The 16,818-nt window shown below is 39.1% G+C and carries 15 protein-coding genes; 13 read left to right on the top strand and 2 right to left on the bottom strand.

Annotated features, from left to right (window positions below; genetic code table 11):
• Nucleotides 1-21: 21 nt before the first annotated feature.
• Nucleotides 22-1,329, bottom strand: a complete 1,308-nt coding sequence (locus tag H3R25_RS04625; protein WP_198194427.1) for an APC family permease — start codon at nucleotides 1,327-1,329, stop codon at nucleotides 22-24.
• A gap of 225 nt (nucleotides 1,330-1,554) precedes the next feature.
• Here H3R25_RS04625 and rbsK point away from each other — a divergent pair, with 225 nt between their 5' ends.
• The 11 genes from rbsK to alr all read left to right on the top strand — a co-directional run bounded on the left by rbsK (nucleotide 1,555) and on the right by alr (nucleotide 11,770).
• Nucleotides 1,555-2,469 carry a ribokinase gene (gene rbsK, locus H3R25_RS04620; RefSeq protein WP_074425781.1) on the top strand — a complete coding sequence of 305 codons (915 nt, stop codon included), beginning with the start codon at nucleotides 1,555-1,557 and terminating at the stop codon, nucleotides 2,467-2,469.
• A 118-nt stretch (nucleotides 2,470-2,587) separates the two neighbouring features.
• Nucleotides 2,588-3,496: an L-lactate dehydrogenase gene (locus tag H3R25_RS04615; RefSeq protein WP_074425780.1), complete on the top strand. Its 909-nt coding sequence runs from the start codon at nucleotides 2,588-2,590 to the stop codon at nucleotides 3,494-3,496.
• A 388-nt stretch (nucleotides 3,497-3,884) separates the two neighbouring features.
• On the top strand, nucleotides 3,885-4,544 hold the full coding sequence (locus H3R25_RS04610) for an amino acid ABC transporter permease (protein WP_109715778.1): 660 nt from the start codon (nucleotides 3,885-3,887) through the stop codon (nucleotides 4,542-4,544).
• Nucleotides 4,525-5,202, top strand: coding sequence for an amino acid ABC transporter permease (locus H3R25_RS04605; protein WP_122035837.1), 678 nt, complete (start codon nucleotides 4,525-4,527; stop codon nucleotides 5,200-5,202). The genes H3R25_RS04610 and H3R25_RS04605 overlap by 20 nt, the downstream gene beginning before the upstream one ends.
• Before the next feature lie 5 nt (nucleotides 5,203-5,207).
• Nucleotides 5,208-5,948, top strand: a complete 741-nt coding sequence (locus H3R25_RS04600) for an amino acid ABC transporter ATP-binding protein (protein WP_122035835.1) — start codon at nucleotides 5,208-5,210, stop codon at nucleotides 5,946-5,948.
• Between the two features lie 9 nt (nucleotides 5,949-5,957).
• Nucleotides 5,958-6,803, top strand: coding sequence for a transporter substrate-binding domain-containing protein (locus tag H3R25_RS04595; RefSeq protein ID WP_198194426.1), 846 nt, complete (start codon nucleotides 5,958-5,960; stop codon nucleotides 6,801-6,803).
• 115 nt (nucleotides 6,804-6,918) lie between these two features.
• Nucleotides 6,919-7,164: a type B 50S ribosomal protein L31 gene (locus H3R25_RS04590; RefSeq protein WP_046307648.1), complete on the top strand. Its 246-nt coding sequence runs from the start codon at nucleotides 6,919-6,921 to the stop codon at nucleotides 7,162-7,164.
• A 130-nt stretch (nucleotides 7,165-7,294) separates the two neighbouring features.
• Nucleotides 7,295-8,662, top strand: a complete 1,368-nt coding sequence (murF, locus tag H3R25_RS04585; protein ID WP_187158419.1) for a UDP-N-acetylmuramoyl-tripeptide--D-alanyl-D-alanine ligase — start codon at nucleotides 7,295-7,297, stop codon at nucleotides 8,660-8,662.
• 10 nt (nucleotides 8,663-8,672) lie between these two features.
• Nucleotides 8,673-10,205: a DEAD/DEAH box helicase gene (locus H3R25_RS04580; RefSeq protein ID WP_187158420.1), complete on the top strand. Its 1,533-nt coding sequence runs from the start codon at nucleotides 8,673-8,675 to the stop codon at nucleotides 10,203-10,205.
• Nucleotides 10,206-10,283: 78 nt separating this feature from the next.
• Nucleotides 10,284-10,637 carry a holo-ACP synthase gene (gene acpS / locus H3R25_RS04575; RefSeq protein ID WP_198194623.1) on the top strand — a complete coding sequence of 118 codons (354 nt, stop codon included), beginning with the start codon at nucleotides 10,284-10,286 and terminating at the stop codon, nucleotides 10,635-10,637.
• Between the two features lie 2 nt (nucleotides 10,638-10,639).
• The gene (alr, locus tag H3R25_RS04570) at nucleotides 10,640-11,770 is read left to right on the top strand and encodes an alanine racemase (protein WP_198194425.1); all 1,131 of its coding nucleotides are present in this window, start codon (nucleotides 10,640-10,642) and stop codon (nucleotides 11,768-11,770) included.
• 55 nt (nucleotides 11,771-11,825) lie between these two features.
• On the opposite strand, the gene cbpA is transcribed toward alr, so the two are convergent.
• Nucleotides 11,826-12,533: a cyclic di-AMP binding protein CbpA gene (gene cbpA / locus H3R25_RS04565; protein WP_198194424.1), complete on the bottom strand. Its 708-nt coding sequence runs from the start codon at nucleotides 12,531-12,533 to the stop codon at nucleotides 11,826-11,828.
• Nucleotides 12,534-12,756: 223 nt separating this feature from the next.
• Here cbpA and pth point away from each other — a divergent pair, with 223 nt between their 5' ends.
• On the top strand, nucleotides 12,757-13,323 hold the full coding sequence (gene pth / locus H3R25_RS04560; RefSeq protein WP_198194423.1) for an aminoacyl-tRNA hydrolase: 567 nt from the start codon (nucleotides 12,757-12,759) through the stop codon (nucleotides 13,321-13,323).
• 1 nt (nucleotide 13,324) lies between these two features.
• Nucleotides 13,325-16,816, top strand: coding sequence for a transcription-repair coupling factor (gene mfd, locus H3R25_RS04555; protein WP_198194422.1), 3,492 nt, complete (start codon nucleotides 13,325-13,327; stop codon nucleotides 16,814-16,816).
• Nucleotides 16,817-16,818: the final 2 nt, after the last annotated feature.

Here is a 16,818-nt window from a genome sequence, read left to right as displayed (position 1 = left end):
GTCATATAAGACAAAACCTTTTTAATTTGCTTTTTGGCGGTGAACATAGAGATAAACAGGCCAGCCGCTCAAAGTGAGTAGAATACCAATTGCCGACAAGACGGGCTGCGTTAGCGTGGTAGTAATCACTATAAAGAGAGCGCCGCAAATTGCTAGCAGTGGTGGCAGTGGGTACCAGGGAATCTTATAAGGACGCTCCAGTTCCGGCTGCCTTTTTCTTAAAATCAATACACCAACAAATAACAGGATTGAAAAGATCCAAGAAACGTAAACAAGCATATTGGTCAGTGAATCGAATGTTCCCGAGAAAATCATCACTGTCGCAATAGCACATTCAAAGAGCATACTGTTTGTTGGCACCATTGTTTTACTATTTAGTGAACCAAAGAATTTAGCAGCAGGTAACTGATGTTCTTTACCCAAAACGTAAGGCATTCTTGAGCCCAAAAGCGTATGACCGTTGATGGCACCGAAAACAGAAACCAAAATACCAATCGCAATGATAATACTGCCGAAGTGTCCAAAAAGCTTTTGCGCGGTTAATAGTGCAGTCGTTTGATTACCAACTACCTTGGACCAAGGAATGATTTTTACATAGCTCCAATTGAGTAGGGTGTAAAAGATAGTTACGCCGAATAGTCCCCAGATAATTGCTTTGGCTAAAGTCTTAGCCGGATTCTTAATTTCACTGGCTAAGTTACCAATGCTAAGCCAACCGTCATAGGCAAATAAAACTGCCAATAGCGCCTGACCAAAGGTTGCTGCACCAGCACCTGATGTTAAATGTGGAGCTGGTGCTCCAGCCAATTGATTTGGTCCCTGGTAAAAGAGAGCAAAAATGATAATTGCTGCAATTGGTAATAACTTGATGACCAACGTAATTTTTTGAACTTGACCACTTAGTCTAGAGCCAAGCCAGTTAATTAACAAAACAACCAGCATAACAATTAATGCGATGATTGTAGTTGAAAAGTTTTTAAACTGAGGAATTTCTTTTAACTGGGTTGCAAAAACAATTGAAAGTGCGGCGATGTTGGCTGGGTAATAAATAATAATAAGTGACCAGCCAAACAGAAATGAAACTTTGGGACCGTAAATTTCGTCGAGGTATCTGACTGGTCCACCGTCTTCAGGGAAAACGGACGCCAGTTCAGCGATACTGAGTCCCGCCATTAGGGTAATGAAGCCCGCCAGGGGCCAAACTAGAATGCTTAACCACGCGTTGTGGGTTAATGATGAAATATTAGCTATTTTGAAAAAAGCTCCGCCACCAATCATGGTTCCCATGACAGTGGCAAGGGCAGCGAAGAAATTGAGTTGTCTTTTCATAATAATTACCCTATAACAAGAACGGAAAATAAATTTAATAAATATTATATGCTAGGATTATGAAAATAAAAAGAAAGTCGTTGAACTAATAACAAAATTTAAGTAAAGTTCTTCTTTGCCTACTTGAATTTGAAGTATGGTTTTTGCTAAATTGAAAGCAATTACAGCTTACAAGCTTTTTGAATAACAAAAGATGATTTTCTTTTGATTTGATAAGGAGAAAAAATGAACAAAGTTACAGTAATAGGAAGTATTAACTTAGATACTAATTTACGTGTTGCGCAGATGGCTAAACCAGGTGAGACAATCCATGCCAAGGAGCACTATTCGGCAGCTGGTGGAAAAGGTGCCAACCAAGCAGTAGCTGCTGCGCGTTCTGGTTGTGCTGTTAGTTTTGTTGGTGCCGTTGGCGATGACGCACCGGGTAAGGAAATGCTTGCTTTATTAAAAAAAGAAAACATTAACCTTGATGGTGTTAAGGAAGTTGCTAATGAGTCAACAGGTCAAGCTTTTATTACGGTAGATGATTCTGGTCAAAACTCAATTACCATTTATTCTGGGGCTAACTACGCTTTTGACCAAGAGGATATCAAGCAAAATAGTAATCTGATTGCTGCAAGTGACTTTGTTGTTGCGCAGTTTGAAACACCAATTGAGGCAACAATTCAAGGATTCAAAATCGCGCGTCAGAATAGTGCAAAAACAATCTTAAATCCAGCACCAGCAATTACTGAAATTCCGGCTGAATTATTGCAAGTGACGGATATTATTATCCCTAATGAGACCGAAGCTGCCACTATTACAGGAGTCGAAGTTGTCGATGAAAAAAGTGCTAAAAAAGCAGCTGACAAACTTCATGAATTAGGTGTCTCCGCCGTCATAATTACAATTGGCGACAAGGGTGCATTTTACGATTTTCAAGATAAGCAAGGTCTGATTCCTGCATTCAAAGTAAAAGCAGTTGATACTACAGCAGCCGGTGATACCTTTATTGGTGCGATGACCAGTATCTTAAAACCAGATTTTTCTAATTTAAGTGATGCAATTACATTTGCTAACAAGGCTTCTTCGTTAACGGTTCAAGGTTATGGTGCACAGCCTTCAATTCCAACCAAGGCAGAAGTTGAACAAGTTAAGTAAAATTTCTGATTAATTTAGACGATAAAAAGTTTAATTTAGGCTGAAGAAAAACTATAATTAGCTTTATAAAGATGTATCGCAAAAAGCGATAATAATAATCTAGGAAAGGTTAAAAATTATGTCTACTAAAATTGGAATTATCGGTGATGGCCACGTTGGCTGCACGATTGCACATGAATTAATTATTTCGGGCTTAGTTGATGATTTGGTAATGATTGACGTCAACGAAGGCAAGGTTAATGCCGATGCAGTTGATTTTGAAGATGCAATGGCCAATTTGCCATATCACACAAATGTTGTAGTTAATGATTATGATGCTCTTAAAGATGCAGAAGTTCTTATTAGTACACTAGGAAAGATTTCGCTTGAAACTAAGGGCGACCGTTTCCAAGAGCTTGAATACAATAAGAAGCAATTGCAACCAATTACTGAATCGATTAAAAAGAGTGGTTTTAATGGTATCTTGCTGGTAATTTCCAATCCAGTTGATGCAATTACCAACCTTTATCAACAATTAACAGGCTTACCAAAAGAACATGTTTTGGGAACAGGAACACTTTTGGATACAGCTAGAATGAAGAAAGTCGTAGCTAAAAAATTCAACGTTGATCCAAGATCAATCAGTGGTTTTGCATTGGGTGAGCATGGTAACTCTCAATTTACTGCTTGGTCAACCGTCAAAGTTTTGGAGCAACCAATCACCGAGCTAGCAAAATCAGCTTCTTGGAGTCTTGATGACCTTGAAGATGAAATCAGGACAGGTGGTCAAACAGTATTTATGGGTAAGCACTACACTAATTATGGTGTTTCCGCAGCTGCAGTCAGAATTGTACGTGCAATTTTAACTGATTCACATACTGAACTTCCAGTTTCAAGTTACCAAGAAAAATACGGTACTTATATGTCATATCCAACAATTGTTGGACGTAACGGAATTGAAGCTAAAATTAAGTTAGCGTTAACTCCTGAAGAAGAAGAGTTGCTGGAGCAATCAGCACAGGCAATTAAAGAAAAATCACAAGCTTAAAATTAAGCTAATCAAAAGGCATCCCGTTAGGGGTGCCTTTTTTACTCTCTGAAGTAACTGATTGATAAAAAATAATTAAAAATGAATGATGCAAATCTGTTGACAAAAAGTAAGTATAAGCATAGCATGTGAAGAGTAACAGTTATTACAAAAAAGGAGTACAAACTATGTTTAAACTTGGTGTAAGTAAAACACAATGTCAAAAAGTCTGTTTTGTTAAAAACAATGTGGACAATCTTTTGGCACGCGGATTCTTAAAGTTAATAACTGCTTAATTAAAGAATCGACGTGCCGACGCGGCTCGTGGTTTTTTGTTATTGGAATTAGACAAGACCTATGAAGTCCATGTGGATAAATAGGTCTTTTTTATTTAGAAATGGGGATAGAAATGAACTGGCAAGTTATTAGTCACAGTTTACCAATCTTTGCCCAAGCTTTTAAGCTAACTTTATGGCTTTCGCTTGTTGGTATCTTAGGCTCGCTAATTGTTGGTGCGCTAAGCAGCCTGATACAGTATTTTAAAGTGCCAATTTTAAGTCAGCTATTTACAGCTTATGTTGAACTGGCAAGAAATACACCATTATTAATTCAATTATTTTTCCTGTATTATGCTTTTCCTGTTATTGGGTTGAAAATGTCCGCTACAACTTGTGGCATTATTGGACTAATTTTTCTGGGCGGTGCTTATATGGCAGAAGGATTTACCGGTGGTTTTAGTGGTGTTAACCAGACCCAAATTGATAACGGTAAGGCGCTGGGGATGAATAATTTACAATTAGCGCGTTATGTGGTTTTTCCACAAGGTTTTGCACTGAGTATGCCTGCACTAGCTGCTAACGTCATATTTTTGATTAAGGAAACTTCAATCTTTTCTGTAATTGCTATCCCAGAATTAACAAATACAGCACTTGATTTAATTGGTATGTATTACCGCTCTAATGAATACTTGTTTGTTCTCGTTGTTGCGTATGCAATCATCCTCATTCCAATTATTTTGCTCTTGAATTTGCTTGAAAGGAGAGTGCGCTATGGAACATTCGGTGATTAATGTCCTTTTTGCAGGAAACAATTTTGCCAGAATCATGCAGGGATTGTGGACATCTGTGTGGATTTCCGTTGATAGTCTAGCTGCTGGTTTAGTCCTGGGGACACTTTTGGGAATTCTAAGAACACTACCTAATAAGCCACTACGCTTTATTCTAAGGCTTTACCTTGAGTTCTTTAGAATTGTGCCAACAATTGTCCTGCTTTATTTGGTTTATTACATTTTGCCACGCAGTTTCAACATTAACTGGCCGGCTAGTTGGATGGCGATTCTCGCCTTTGCATTGTGGGTGGCCGCAGAATTTAGTGATATTGTCCGTGGAGCTATCGAATCAGTACCAGTAACGCAAAAAGAATCTGGTTTGGCATTAGGCTTAAGTAAAACGCAGCTTTTCCGCTATGTGTTATTACCACAGGCAGTTAAGTTGGAATTGCCTGCAACGATTAACCTCGCTACGCGGGTAATTAAAACAACTTCGCTCTTAATGATGATTAGTATTATGGATGTAATTGCAATTGGTCAACAAATTATTGAAGCTAATAACCAAAAATATCCGACTGCAGTTTTTTGGATTTATGGTCTGATTTTTATTTTGTACTTTATCATCGATTATCCATTGTCACTTTGGTCTAAAAAGTTGGCAGCTAAAGAGAATAGGTAAGAAAAATGACAGAAGAAATTTTACGAGTAGAAAATTTAAACAAGTTTTATGGTGATCGCCATATTTTACACGATATTAATTTTACGTTGCATCAAGGTGAGGTTCTAACTCTACTTGGTCCGTCGGGCTCAGGAAAAAGCACTTTAATCAGATGCCTTAATGGATTGGAAGATTTTAGTAGCGGTGCGGTTTATTTTAAAGGTGAAAAAATCAAGCCAACCGATAAAAATTGGCAAGAGATACGACAAAAAATCGGTATGGTCTTTCAAAGTTATGATTTATTTCCTAACTTAACTGTCATGGAAAACATTTTATTAGCTCCTACTAAGGTACAGAAGCGTGCAAAAGATCAGGTGGCTCAAGAAGCAGAAGGATTATTAAAAGACGTTGGGCTTGAGAAGTATGCGGATTCGTATCCTCGAGAATTGTCTGGGGGACAAAAGCAAAGAATCGCTATTGTGCGCGCCTTAATCATGCACCCAGAGGTAATGCTGTTTGATGAAGTAACTGCTTCACTTGATCCAGAAATGGTGCGCGGCATTTTGCAGATAATGACTAAGTTATCAAAAAAGCACCATATGACCATGATTATTGTGACGCATGAAATGGGCTTTGCGGAACAAATAGCGGACCAAGTCCTATTCCTAGAAGATGGGCGCATTTTAGAAAATACGCCAGGAAAAGCTTTCTTTGCCCAACCTAAAACTGAACGTGCGCGCGACTTTTTAGAGAGTATGGATTTTTAAGGAGTTATAATGAAGAAAAATAAACTTAAAAGGCGTATAGCAATTTGGTCAGCTGCAATTGTTGTCTTGTTAGTTACCTTTTTTGGCTTCAGGTCCTCGTTAAATGATAGTACCGGCGGAAGCGACAGCAGTGTAGTCGCAATAAAAAAGCGTGGCGTTTTGCGTGTAGCGGTTTTTGGTGATTTGCCACCGTATGGTTGGGTAGATGAACATGGTAACCGGCGTGGTTATGACTTACGCTTGGCCCGCAGAATGGCCAAAGATCTTGGCGTAAAAGCAAAGTTTACGCAGGTCAACGCCAACAATCGGGTTGACACACTGAATTCTGACAAAGCTGATATTGTTTTGGCCAACTTTACAGTGACACCAGAACGTAAGCAAGTGGCTGATTTTGCTAGACCCTATATGAAGGTATCTGTTGGTGTGATTTCACCCAAAAATGCACCGATTAGTAATGAGCGTCAATTGAAAAACAAAACGGTTATTGTGAATAAGGGTACTACTGCTGAGAATTATTTTACTGAAAAAGGCGGGGTCAGCTTGTTAAAATTTGATTCAAAAACGCAACAGTTTAATGCAATTAAGAATAAACGAGCTGCTGCATTAGCGGATGACAATTCATATCTGTATGCGTGGGTTAAACGAAATCCAAGTTATACGGTTGGGATTAAAAACATTGGTCCTAATCAATACATTGCGCCAGCAGTTAAAAAGGGCAATAAATCTCTACTTGATTGGACTAACCAAGAAATCACTAAACTAACAAACCAAGGCTTTTTTGTGACAGATTACAATAAAGAACTGAAGCCTTATTTTGGCAAAGAAGTAAAGCCGAGCGATATTGTTCTTAATTAATAAAAAGCTAGTTTAGTAATATATCTTGAAATTGACTCGGAAAAATGTTATTGTAATAAACGTTAATCGATTAATCTATGGCTTGAAAGAGAGTCATGGCAAAGGAGTAATAAACATGAAACAAGGCATTCACCCAGATTACCAAGAAGTTGTCTTTATGGATTCCGCAACAGGTGCAAAATTTGTTGCTGGTTCAACCTTAAAGTCAAAAGAAACAGTAGATTACGAAGGTAAAACTTACCCATTGATTCGAGTTGAAATTACTTCAGATTCTCACCCATTCTACACAGGCAAGCAAAAGTTTGCTCAAGCAGATGGACGAATCGAAAAGTTCAACAAGAAATATGGTGTCAACAAGTAATATCTTTAATCTGGTGGAAGCAGTCCCATTGGGGCTGCTTTTTTATGTAAGACGTAATTATTATGTTGTAACAATTATGCAGACATAATGTTGGGTTGAGCAAAATTTCTTTTAGGTAGGAGAGTATTAGATGAAAATGCAACTGGCAGAAATTGCCAAAGCAATTAATTCGACTTGTGAAGGTAACGACCAAACTGTTATTACTTCTGTTGCCTTCGACTCAAGAAAAATCTCTGAAGGCGGACTATTCGTGCCGCTAAAAGGCGAACGTGATGGCCATGATTTTATCAATAGTGCAATTAGTAATGGCGCTAGTGCAACTTTATGGCAAAAAGACCGTCCTAATAAACCTGAAAACATTGCTGTTTTAGAGGTTGACGATCCACTTTTGAGTATGCAACAACTAGCGCAATATTACCTTAACAAGGTAAATCCTACAGTAGTAGCAATTACTGGTTCTAATGGTAAAACTACTACTAAAGATATGACTGCAGCGGTTTTAGCTAAGCGTTTTAATGTCCACAAGACTGACGCCAACTTCAACAATGAAATTGGTGTTCCAATGACTATTTTGGACATGAAACCTAATACAGAGATTTTAGTTCTGGAAATGGGAATGGATCACGCTGGTCAATTACACCAGTTAAGTGAGCTAACCCATCCTGACGTAACTGTTATTACCATGATTGGTGAAGCTCATATTGAGTATTTAGGTTCGCGTGAAGGCATCGCTGATGCCAAAATGGAGATTACCGATTTCTTGCGTGAAGATGGCGAGCTCATCTATAATGGGGATGAACCACTTTTACGTGAGCGTGCTGAAAAGCTTGAGCAAGCTAAAATCACGTTTGGCTTTGACCAAACTGATAGCGTTTATGCAACTGGCTATCGTAGCTATAAGCATCATGCAACATTTACAGTCAACGACTCTGACAGCCAATTTACTATCCCAATGATTGGTAAACATAATGTTTCAAATGCTCTTTCGGCGCTATGCGTTGGTCGTCATTTTGGTGAAAGTGATGAAGAAATTGCTACCGCATTAGCAAGCTTTACTCCAACAGCTGATCGCATGGAATGGGAAAAAGGCGATGTGGGCGAAGACATCATGAGCGATGTCTATAACTCAAACCCAACAGCGGTTCGCGCAGTTATTTCCAGCTTTGGTCAAATTCAGGTCCCTGAGGGCAGTCGCAGAATTGCCGTTTTAGGTGATATGCTTGAATTAGGCGAAAGATCGGCTGCATTACATGCTGGACTTGCTGATTGCCTTGATCCGCAAGTGATTAACGAAGTATATTTATTTGGTTCAGAAATGGAAAATTTAGCTGATGTTCTAAAGAACACATATGAGCCAGAGAATTTACATTATTATAAAGAAGATCAGATGCAGCGATTGATAGCTGATCTGAGAAATGATATTAAGCCGCACGACATTGTTGTTCTGAAGGGATCACATGGGATGCACCTTGAAAAAGTAGTAAAGCGGCTTAGATAAGGAGAACTTAGTGAAATTTTCAGAATTAGGATTAAATGACGAGCTTTTAAAAGCAATTAAACGTTCAGGCTTTGAAGAAGCAACGCCAATCCAGGAACAGACAATTCCTCTTGCCTTAGCGGGTAAAGACGTAATTGGTCAAGCGCAAACAGGGACAGGTAAAACTGCAGCATTTGCTTTGCCAATTTTACAAAATTTAGATAAACACAATAAAACTATTCAAGCGTTGATTATCGAACCAACACGTGAATTAGCTATTCAAACTCAGGAGGAGCTTTTCCGCTTGGGTCGTGATGAAAAAGCACGTGTTCAAGTAGTTTATGGTGGTGCAGACATTGGCCGCCAAATTCGCTCACTTAAGAACCATGTACCAGCAATTTTGGTTGGTACACCAGGTCGTTTGCTTGACCACTTAAAGCGTAAGACAATCAACTTGGAAGGTGTCAACACAATTGTACTTGATGAAGCTGACGAAATGCTAGACATGGGCTTCATTCAAGATATTGAAAGCATTTTGAGTTATGTGAAGAATCGCAGCCAAACTTTGCTTTTCAGTGCCACAATGCCAAAACCAATTTTGCGCATTAGTGAAAAATTCATGCACGATCCAGAGATTGTACGCATTAAGACTAAAGAATTAACTGCTGATTTAATTGATCAATACTACGTTCGCTGTAAGGACGCAGAAAAATTCAATATCATGTGTCGGTTAATTGACGTTGAAAGTCCAGACTTAGCGGTTATCTTTGTTCGAACTAAGAGAAGAGTTGACGAAGTTACTCGCGGTTTGCAAGCACGTGGCTATAATGCTGCTGGCATTCACGGTGACTTGTCACAAGCACGTCGAATCAGTGTTTTGAAGAGATTCCGTGCAGGAAAATTAGATATTTTAGTTGCTACCGATGTTGCAGCACGTGGGCTTGATATCTCAGGTGTTACTCACGTTTACAACTATGATATTCCTCAAGATCCAGATTCATATGTTCACCGTATTGGTCGTACAGGTCGTGCTGGTCAAAATGGTAGTTCAATTACTTTTGTTACTCCAAACGAACTTGGCTACATGCGTACAATTGAGCAATTAACTAAGAAAAAGATGACTCCACTTCGTCCACCTTCAGATGATCAAGCGCTTCGTGGTCAATTAAAGATTGCTAAGACTAAGATTGAAGACTTGATGAAGGAAGATTTGAGTAAGTACACTGATGACGCTAGTGAGTTACTTGAAAACTACTCAGCCATCGACCTAGTTTCCGCATTTTTGAAGAACCTTTCAAAAGATTCTTCTGATGTTGAAGTAACTATTAGTTCCGAAAAGCCATTGCCATATAAAGGTGGTAACGGTGGTGGTCGCCGCAATGGTGGCGGCAGAGGCCGTGGACATTATGGTCGTGGCAGCGGTCGCGGTGGTAATAGCCGTGGCGGTCACGGTAATTATCGCGGTGGCGATCGTAATCACGGTGGTCATAGCAGTTACCGCGGTGGCCGTTCAAACCGCTCAGGTAGTGGTCATGATTTCGTAATTAAAAACAAAAAAGATTAACGTTTTTGCTAAAAAGAGGGTTGTGGTTATGTGCAACTCTTTTTTTGTATTATAATTTTGGCTTAAGAGGTGAGCAAATTGATTTATGGTGTTGGTATTGATGCAGTAGAAGTAGAACGTGTAGCAAAAATAGTTGCCAAAGGTGATGGCTTTGCCAAAAAGGCATTAACACCAAATGAATTTGCCCAGTATCAAAAAATGTCTGGTAAGCGTAAGGTTGAATACTTAGGTGGTCGCTTTTCAATTAAGGAATCATTTTCCAAGGCAGTGGGAACTGGTTTAGGAAAAGACCTTGGCTTACAAGATGTCGAAACACTTTGGGATGAAAATGGTCATCCGATAACAACTTCAGCTAAGTTTGAAGGCAAAATTTGGTCAAGTATTACTCATGATAATCATGAAATAGTTACTTTAGTTGTATTGGAGAAATAAAAATGGTACCTGGAATACATCGCCCAGCCGCTGTTTATGTCAATTTAGCAGCGATTAAGCACAATTTAAAAGAAGAACAACAGCAACTAAAACCTGGACAAAAATTATTTGCAGTAATCAAAGCTAATGCATACGGCCATGGAGCAGTTAGAGTGGCTCAAGCCGCGACTGAAGTTGGCATTGACGGCTTTTGTGTGGCAATCTTAGATGAAGCATTGGAATTGCGGCAGGCAGGCATTAAGGCACCTATTTTAGTTCTAGGTGTCACACCTACGCAATACGTTTCACTGGCTGCCTCACATGATATATCTTTGACTGTTCCGGATTTGGCGTGGCTAAAAGAGGCCGATAAAGAACTTACAGGAGAAGACAATGAGCTGAAAATCCATCTTGCAGTTGATTCCGGTATGGGACGCATTGGCTTCAGCGAAGATCAGGATTTTCTTGCAGCCAACGATTTTCTTTTGGACAATCATCACTTTAATGTCGAAGGAATGTATACCCATTTTGCCTCAGCAGATAGTAGCGATGATTCGTATTTTAAAAAGCAGGTTGAGTGCCTTAATCATTTTAAAGGCCTACTTAAGCTTAAACCTAAGTGGATTCACGCAGATAATACAGCTGCAAGCCAGTTCCACCAACAAGTTGAAAGTGATATTGTTCGTTTTGGAATAGGAACCTATGGCCTGAATCCATCGTCTAATCCCGCAAGTCAAGATTTGCCTGTGCGTTTTAAGCTAGAGCCAGCCTTATCTTTTGAAAGTGAATTAGTTCAGGTACATACGGTTCATAAAAATCAGGGCATCAGCTATGGCTCAACTTATGTTACCGATAGTGACCAAATTATTGGTACTGTTCCTGTCGGTTATGCCGACGGTTTTATTAGAAAGTTTCAGGGCTTTACGGTAAAAGTGGGAGATGAGTACTGTCCAATTGTTGGCCGGATTTGTATGGATCAGCTGATGGTACGTTTGCCGCATGAAATGCCAGTAGGAACAAAAGTAATTTTAATTTCAAATAATCCGCAAGCGCCTAATGACATTAAGGCTGCGGCTGATTACGTGGACACCATCCATTATGAGGTTGCTTGTTTACTTGATGACCGTTTACCTCGGATTTATTATGAAAAATAAAGGTACTAAAAAAGCACTGCAATTAAGTAGCAGTGCTTTTTATCTTGGTTAAAAATTAGTCTTCAGTTGGTTCACTTAAGAAGACACCAGGATTTTCATCACTCATGATGGTCATTCCAGCTTGTAAGTCTTCAATTTCTGCAACCACATATCCTTTTGCTTCAAGTTTGGTAACAATGGTCTTCATTGTGTCATCTGTCACACCAGCAGGTAGGGTGAAGAGAATACGTCTAACAAAGTTATCATTAATTGTGTTTGGCGATGAATCCAAGCTCATAACACCAGCAATTTCTGAATATTTACTAATCACTTTTGACATTTTAACTAAATTACCACGAGAATTGTCGGTTAAAACAGTTAATACATAAGAACCAGTTTTAACATTCCAAGCAGCTGACAACATGTCAAGCAGACGAGAGTGCGTCAAGATACCATAGAACTTGTTGTCTTCATCTAAGACACTGATGTAAGGTAAGTCCTTAATCGTGAAGAAAACTTTGAAAAATGGTGAGTTAACTTTAATAGTTTTTGTAGCATTTTTCAGTAAGTAGGTAACTGGCAGGCTCATGTCCTTACCTTCAGACTTGTGACGATAAATATGCATGCGGTAAATATTACCGCGGAAGATTGTACCGGTATCATCTAAAATCGGTACACACCGAAAACCAGACTCCTCTAAAGTCTTTAGTGCTTCTTCAAGCGTTGCGTGTTCGTTAACTGTTGTAAGATAATCTTTTTTTCTAACTAAAGATTTGATGAGCATGAAACTGCCTCCGTTTTTAAAAATAATCTAATCAATTATACCATATGATTTTTGATTAAATAAAAATTAAAATAGTTTTTTCGAATAAATAGAGTTTAGCACGTGTGAGCTAAATAAAAAAGTAATTTTGTTCACTGAAACTAAAGTGTAATAGTCTGAGAGAAACTGAGTTGGGTTGAATGTGCTATCATTAAATACGATTATTTAATTAAGGGGAAATATGATGAAACTAATTGCGGGTCTGGGAAATCCAGGCAAAAAGTATGACGGAACTAAGCACAATACAGGCTTTATGGCACTTGATCAGTATTTAGCTAAAAATTCTTTGGTTCTTGAACGGGAAAAGTTTGAGGGTAAATATACTAAACAAAAAATTAAAGGTGAAGACGTAATTTTGCTTGAGCCACAAACATATATGAATGATTCTGGGCGCTCTATTGCGCAATTTGCGCACTTCTTTAAGATTGATCCACAAGATATTTTAGTCATTCATGATGATATGGATATGCCGTTAAGTAAAATCCGCATTCGTGCAAATGGTAAGTCAGGCGGTCATAATGGTATTAAGAGTATTATCCGTGACTTGGGTTCAAGTAATTTTAACCGGTTAAAAATAGGTATTAGACATCCCGACAACGTGACAGAATCTAGCGTTATTTCATGGGTTTTATCGCAATTTGACAGCCAGCAACAGAAATTAATGGATGCTGCATTCGATACTAGCTGCGAAATAATCGACGATTTTATTGCTGGTAAGGACAGTCAATTTTTGATGAATAAATATAATTAAAATGCGCTTAACAGAGTTAATTAAAGAAGATAAAGAACTAACAGATTTCATTAATAAGACAGCTAAAGTCAAAAGTTCATTAATCACCGGCGCTAATGCCGGTGCTTTTGGTCTGCTCTTATGTCAGATTGTGACTTCGCTTAACTGTCCACTATTATTAATAGAAGAAAACGAAAATAAGGCACAGAAGCGGTATAGTGAATTAAATGCAGTTATGCCTGATGGAAGTGTTCAAATCTTTCCAGTTGATGCTACAATTGCAACCCAAACTGCTGTTAGTTCGCCAGATGAATTAAGTAGCCGAATTCAGGCGCTTAATTTTTTATTGACTGGACAAATGGGGATTGTTGTAACCACGCCGCAAGGCTTGCAGTATAAGTTATCTAGACCAGAGCAATATAGCGCTACAAAGCGTGATTTTGAAACGGGAAAAGAATTTGACCTTGCCCAATTGACAAGTTGGTTGGTAGCAGCAGGTTATCGCCGTGAAAATTTGGTTGCGCGAGTGGGTGAATTTGCTTTGCGTGGGGATATTTTGGATATCTACCCTCTGGATCGCGAAAATCCGGTCAGAATAGAATTTTTTGGTGATGAAATTGACACAATAAAAGAATTCGATTTGTCCAGTCAGCGTAGCAAAGATGTAATCGACAATGTTACAATTGGTCCTGCACAAGACCGTGTTTTTACGGAAGCAGACTTTCAACGGGCTGTGACTAAAATAACTAAGGCAATGGGGGATGCGCCTGCCCCAGAAGAAGCAGTGAAGGATCACTTTACCCAAACTCTGGATGAGCTAAATAGTTCTACTTTGCCCTCAAATTATGCTTTTTTGGTTGATTTTTTACTCGAGAAACCAAGTAACTTACTCAAATATTTAAGTGCAGATGGTTTAATCATGCTTGATGACTGGCCGCTAATTGATCAAGCTGTTAAAACAGTTGATCAGCAAAATGCCGGTTTTATTGACGACGAACTGAAAACTGGTGCAATTTTACCTGGTCAAGAGCTGAGAGCTGATTTTAATCGCGTTTGGACTAAAGATGATCATCATCACCTTTATTTTTCACTATTCCAACGATCAATTGGGCGGATTCGGCTTGATCAGTTATTTGACTGGCAAACACGTGAGCCGCAACAATTTTTCAGTCAGATGCCTTTGATAAAAACAGAAATTGAATCGTATCAAAAAAATAAGCAAACAGTTATTTTGCAAGCTGACAATCAAAAGCGAGCACGCCAAATCAGCCAAACAATGATTGAATTTGGCATGTCGATTCCAATTGTTGCTAAAGATGATCTTGTTGAAGGACAGACACAAATCATTGTTGATTCTTTTGCCAGCGGCTTTACACTACCGAAAAACAACTTGGTTTATCTGACAGAGCATGAGCTGTTTAATAAAATGAGCCATCACCGTCGACGTGTCAAGACTTTGGAAAATGCACAACGTTTGCGTAATTATAATGAACTCAAACCAGGTGATTATGTAGTTCACGTTAACCACGGTATTGGCCGGTTCGAAGGAATCAAAACACTAGAAAACAACGGTGTTAAACGCGACTACATTACGATTACCTATCAGCACGGTGATCAATTATTTGTGCCAGCTGATCAATTGAAATTAGTGCAAAAATATGTGGCTTCGGAAGGTAAAACGCCTCATGTTAATAAGCTAGGTGGCAGTGAATGGGCTAAAACTAAGCGCAAGGTTGCAGCTAAAGTTGAGGACATTGCTGATGACTTGATTGACCTTTACGCTAAGCGAGAATCAGAAAAAGGTTTTGCCTTTTCAAAGGATGATGAATTGCAACGAGAGTTTGAAGATTCGTTTCCTTACGTTGAAACGGCAGACCAGTTGCGTTCAATTAAAGAAATTAAGCATGATATGGAACAACCCAAACCAATGGATCGGCTACTTGTGGGTGACGTTGGTTTCGGTAAAACTGAGGTGGCTTTGCGTGCGGCTTTTAAAGCAGTACAGGACAATAAGCAGGTAGCGTTTTTAGTACCAACTACCATTTTGGCGCAACAGCACTTTGAAACAATCCAAGACCGTTTCAAAAACTTTCCGGTTAACTATGCGGTTTTGTCACGCTTCCAGACCGCAGCAGAATCAAAGGAAATCACAGAAGGATTGAAAAGCGGTAAAATTGATTTAGTAGTTGGTACGCACCGATTGCTATCCAAAGACGTCCAGTTTAAAGACTTGGGCTTGTTAATTGTTGACGAAGAGCAGCGCTTTGGTGTTAAGCATAAAGAGCGCCTTAAGGAATTGAAGGCTAACATTGATGTCTTAACTTTAACGGCCACACCAATTCCCCGAACCTTGCATATGTCAATGGTTGGTGTGCGTGACTTATCTGTTATGGAAACTCCGCCATCCAATCGTTATCCAATTCAAACTTATGTAATGGAACAAATTCCAAGTGTAGTTAAAGATGCTTGTTTGCGTGAAATGCAACGTGGTGGGCAAGTCTTTTATTTGCATAATCGAATTGACGACATTGATGATGTTGTAAGTGAGCTGGAGGACTTGATACCAACGGCACGAATTATTAGTGTCCACGGACGAATGAGCAAGAATATGATGGAGGATATTCTCTATCGCTTTCTAAACCGTGAGTTTGATATTCTGGTTACAACAACAATTATTGAAACGGGAATTGACATGCCAAATGTCAATACAATGATTATCGAAAATGCAGATCACTATGGCCTGAGCCAACTTTACCAGCTCCGCGGTAGAATTGGTCGAAGTGCACGGCTTGCCTATGCTTACTTCCTATACCAGCCAAACAAGGTCTTAACAGAAATTGGTGAAAAACGATTAGAAGCAATCCGCGATTTCACCGAACTTGGATCAGGCTTTAAGATTGCTATGCGCGATTTATCGATTAGAGGGGCTGGCAATATGCTTGGCGCCCAGCAGCACGGCTTCATCGATAGTGTTGGGTACGACCTTTATTCACAAATGCTTTCTGATGCAATTAAAAGCCGTAAAGGCAAGAAAAAGGTCGATAAGAGTAACGCTGAGATTGACCTTGGATTGGAAGCCTATATTCCTGAAAGCTATATTGCGGATCAAGAAGAAAAGATTGAGTTTTATAAGAAGATCAAAGCGGCTAATGCTGATGACATTGAGCAAATTCAAGATGAATTAATTGACCGCTTTGGTGATTATCCCGAACCTGTTGAAAATCTATTGGCAATTTCAAAACTAAAAGCTGAAGCTGATTTGGCGCAAGTGCTTAACATTACCCAAATTAAGCAGCAGGTGAAAGTTGAATTTAATAATAGTGCAAGTAAAGAACTGAAGGGGCCTAACATTTTTAAGGCACTCGAGCATGTTTCGTTCAAGGCTAAAATTAATCTGTCACCGCAACAACGCCTTGTCGTTTTATTAGACTTACCAGCGGATATCCATCATCGGCGACTTTTTAATGAATTAACGACATTTATGACAGCAGCAAGTGACATTATTCAAAGATAACG

Origin of the sequence: Lactobacillus sp. M0390, assembly GCF_016102085.1 — a bacterium.
GTDB classification, from domain to species: domain Bacteria; phylum Bacillota; class Bacilli; order Lactobacillales; family Lactobacillaceae; genus Lactobacillus; species Lactobacillus apis.
Note: the sequence above shows the minus strand (reverse complement) of the source record. Positions and strands in the feature narration are given on the sequence as shown.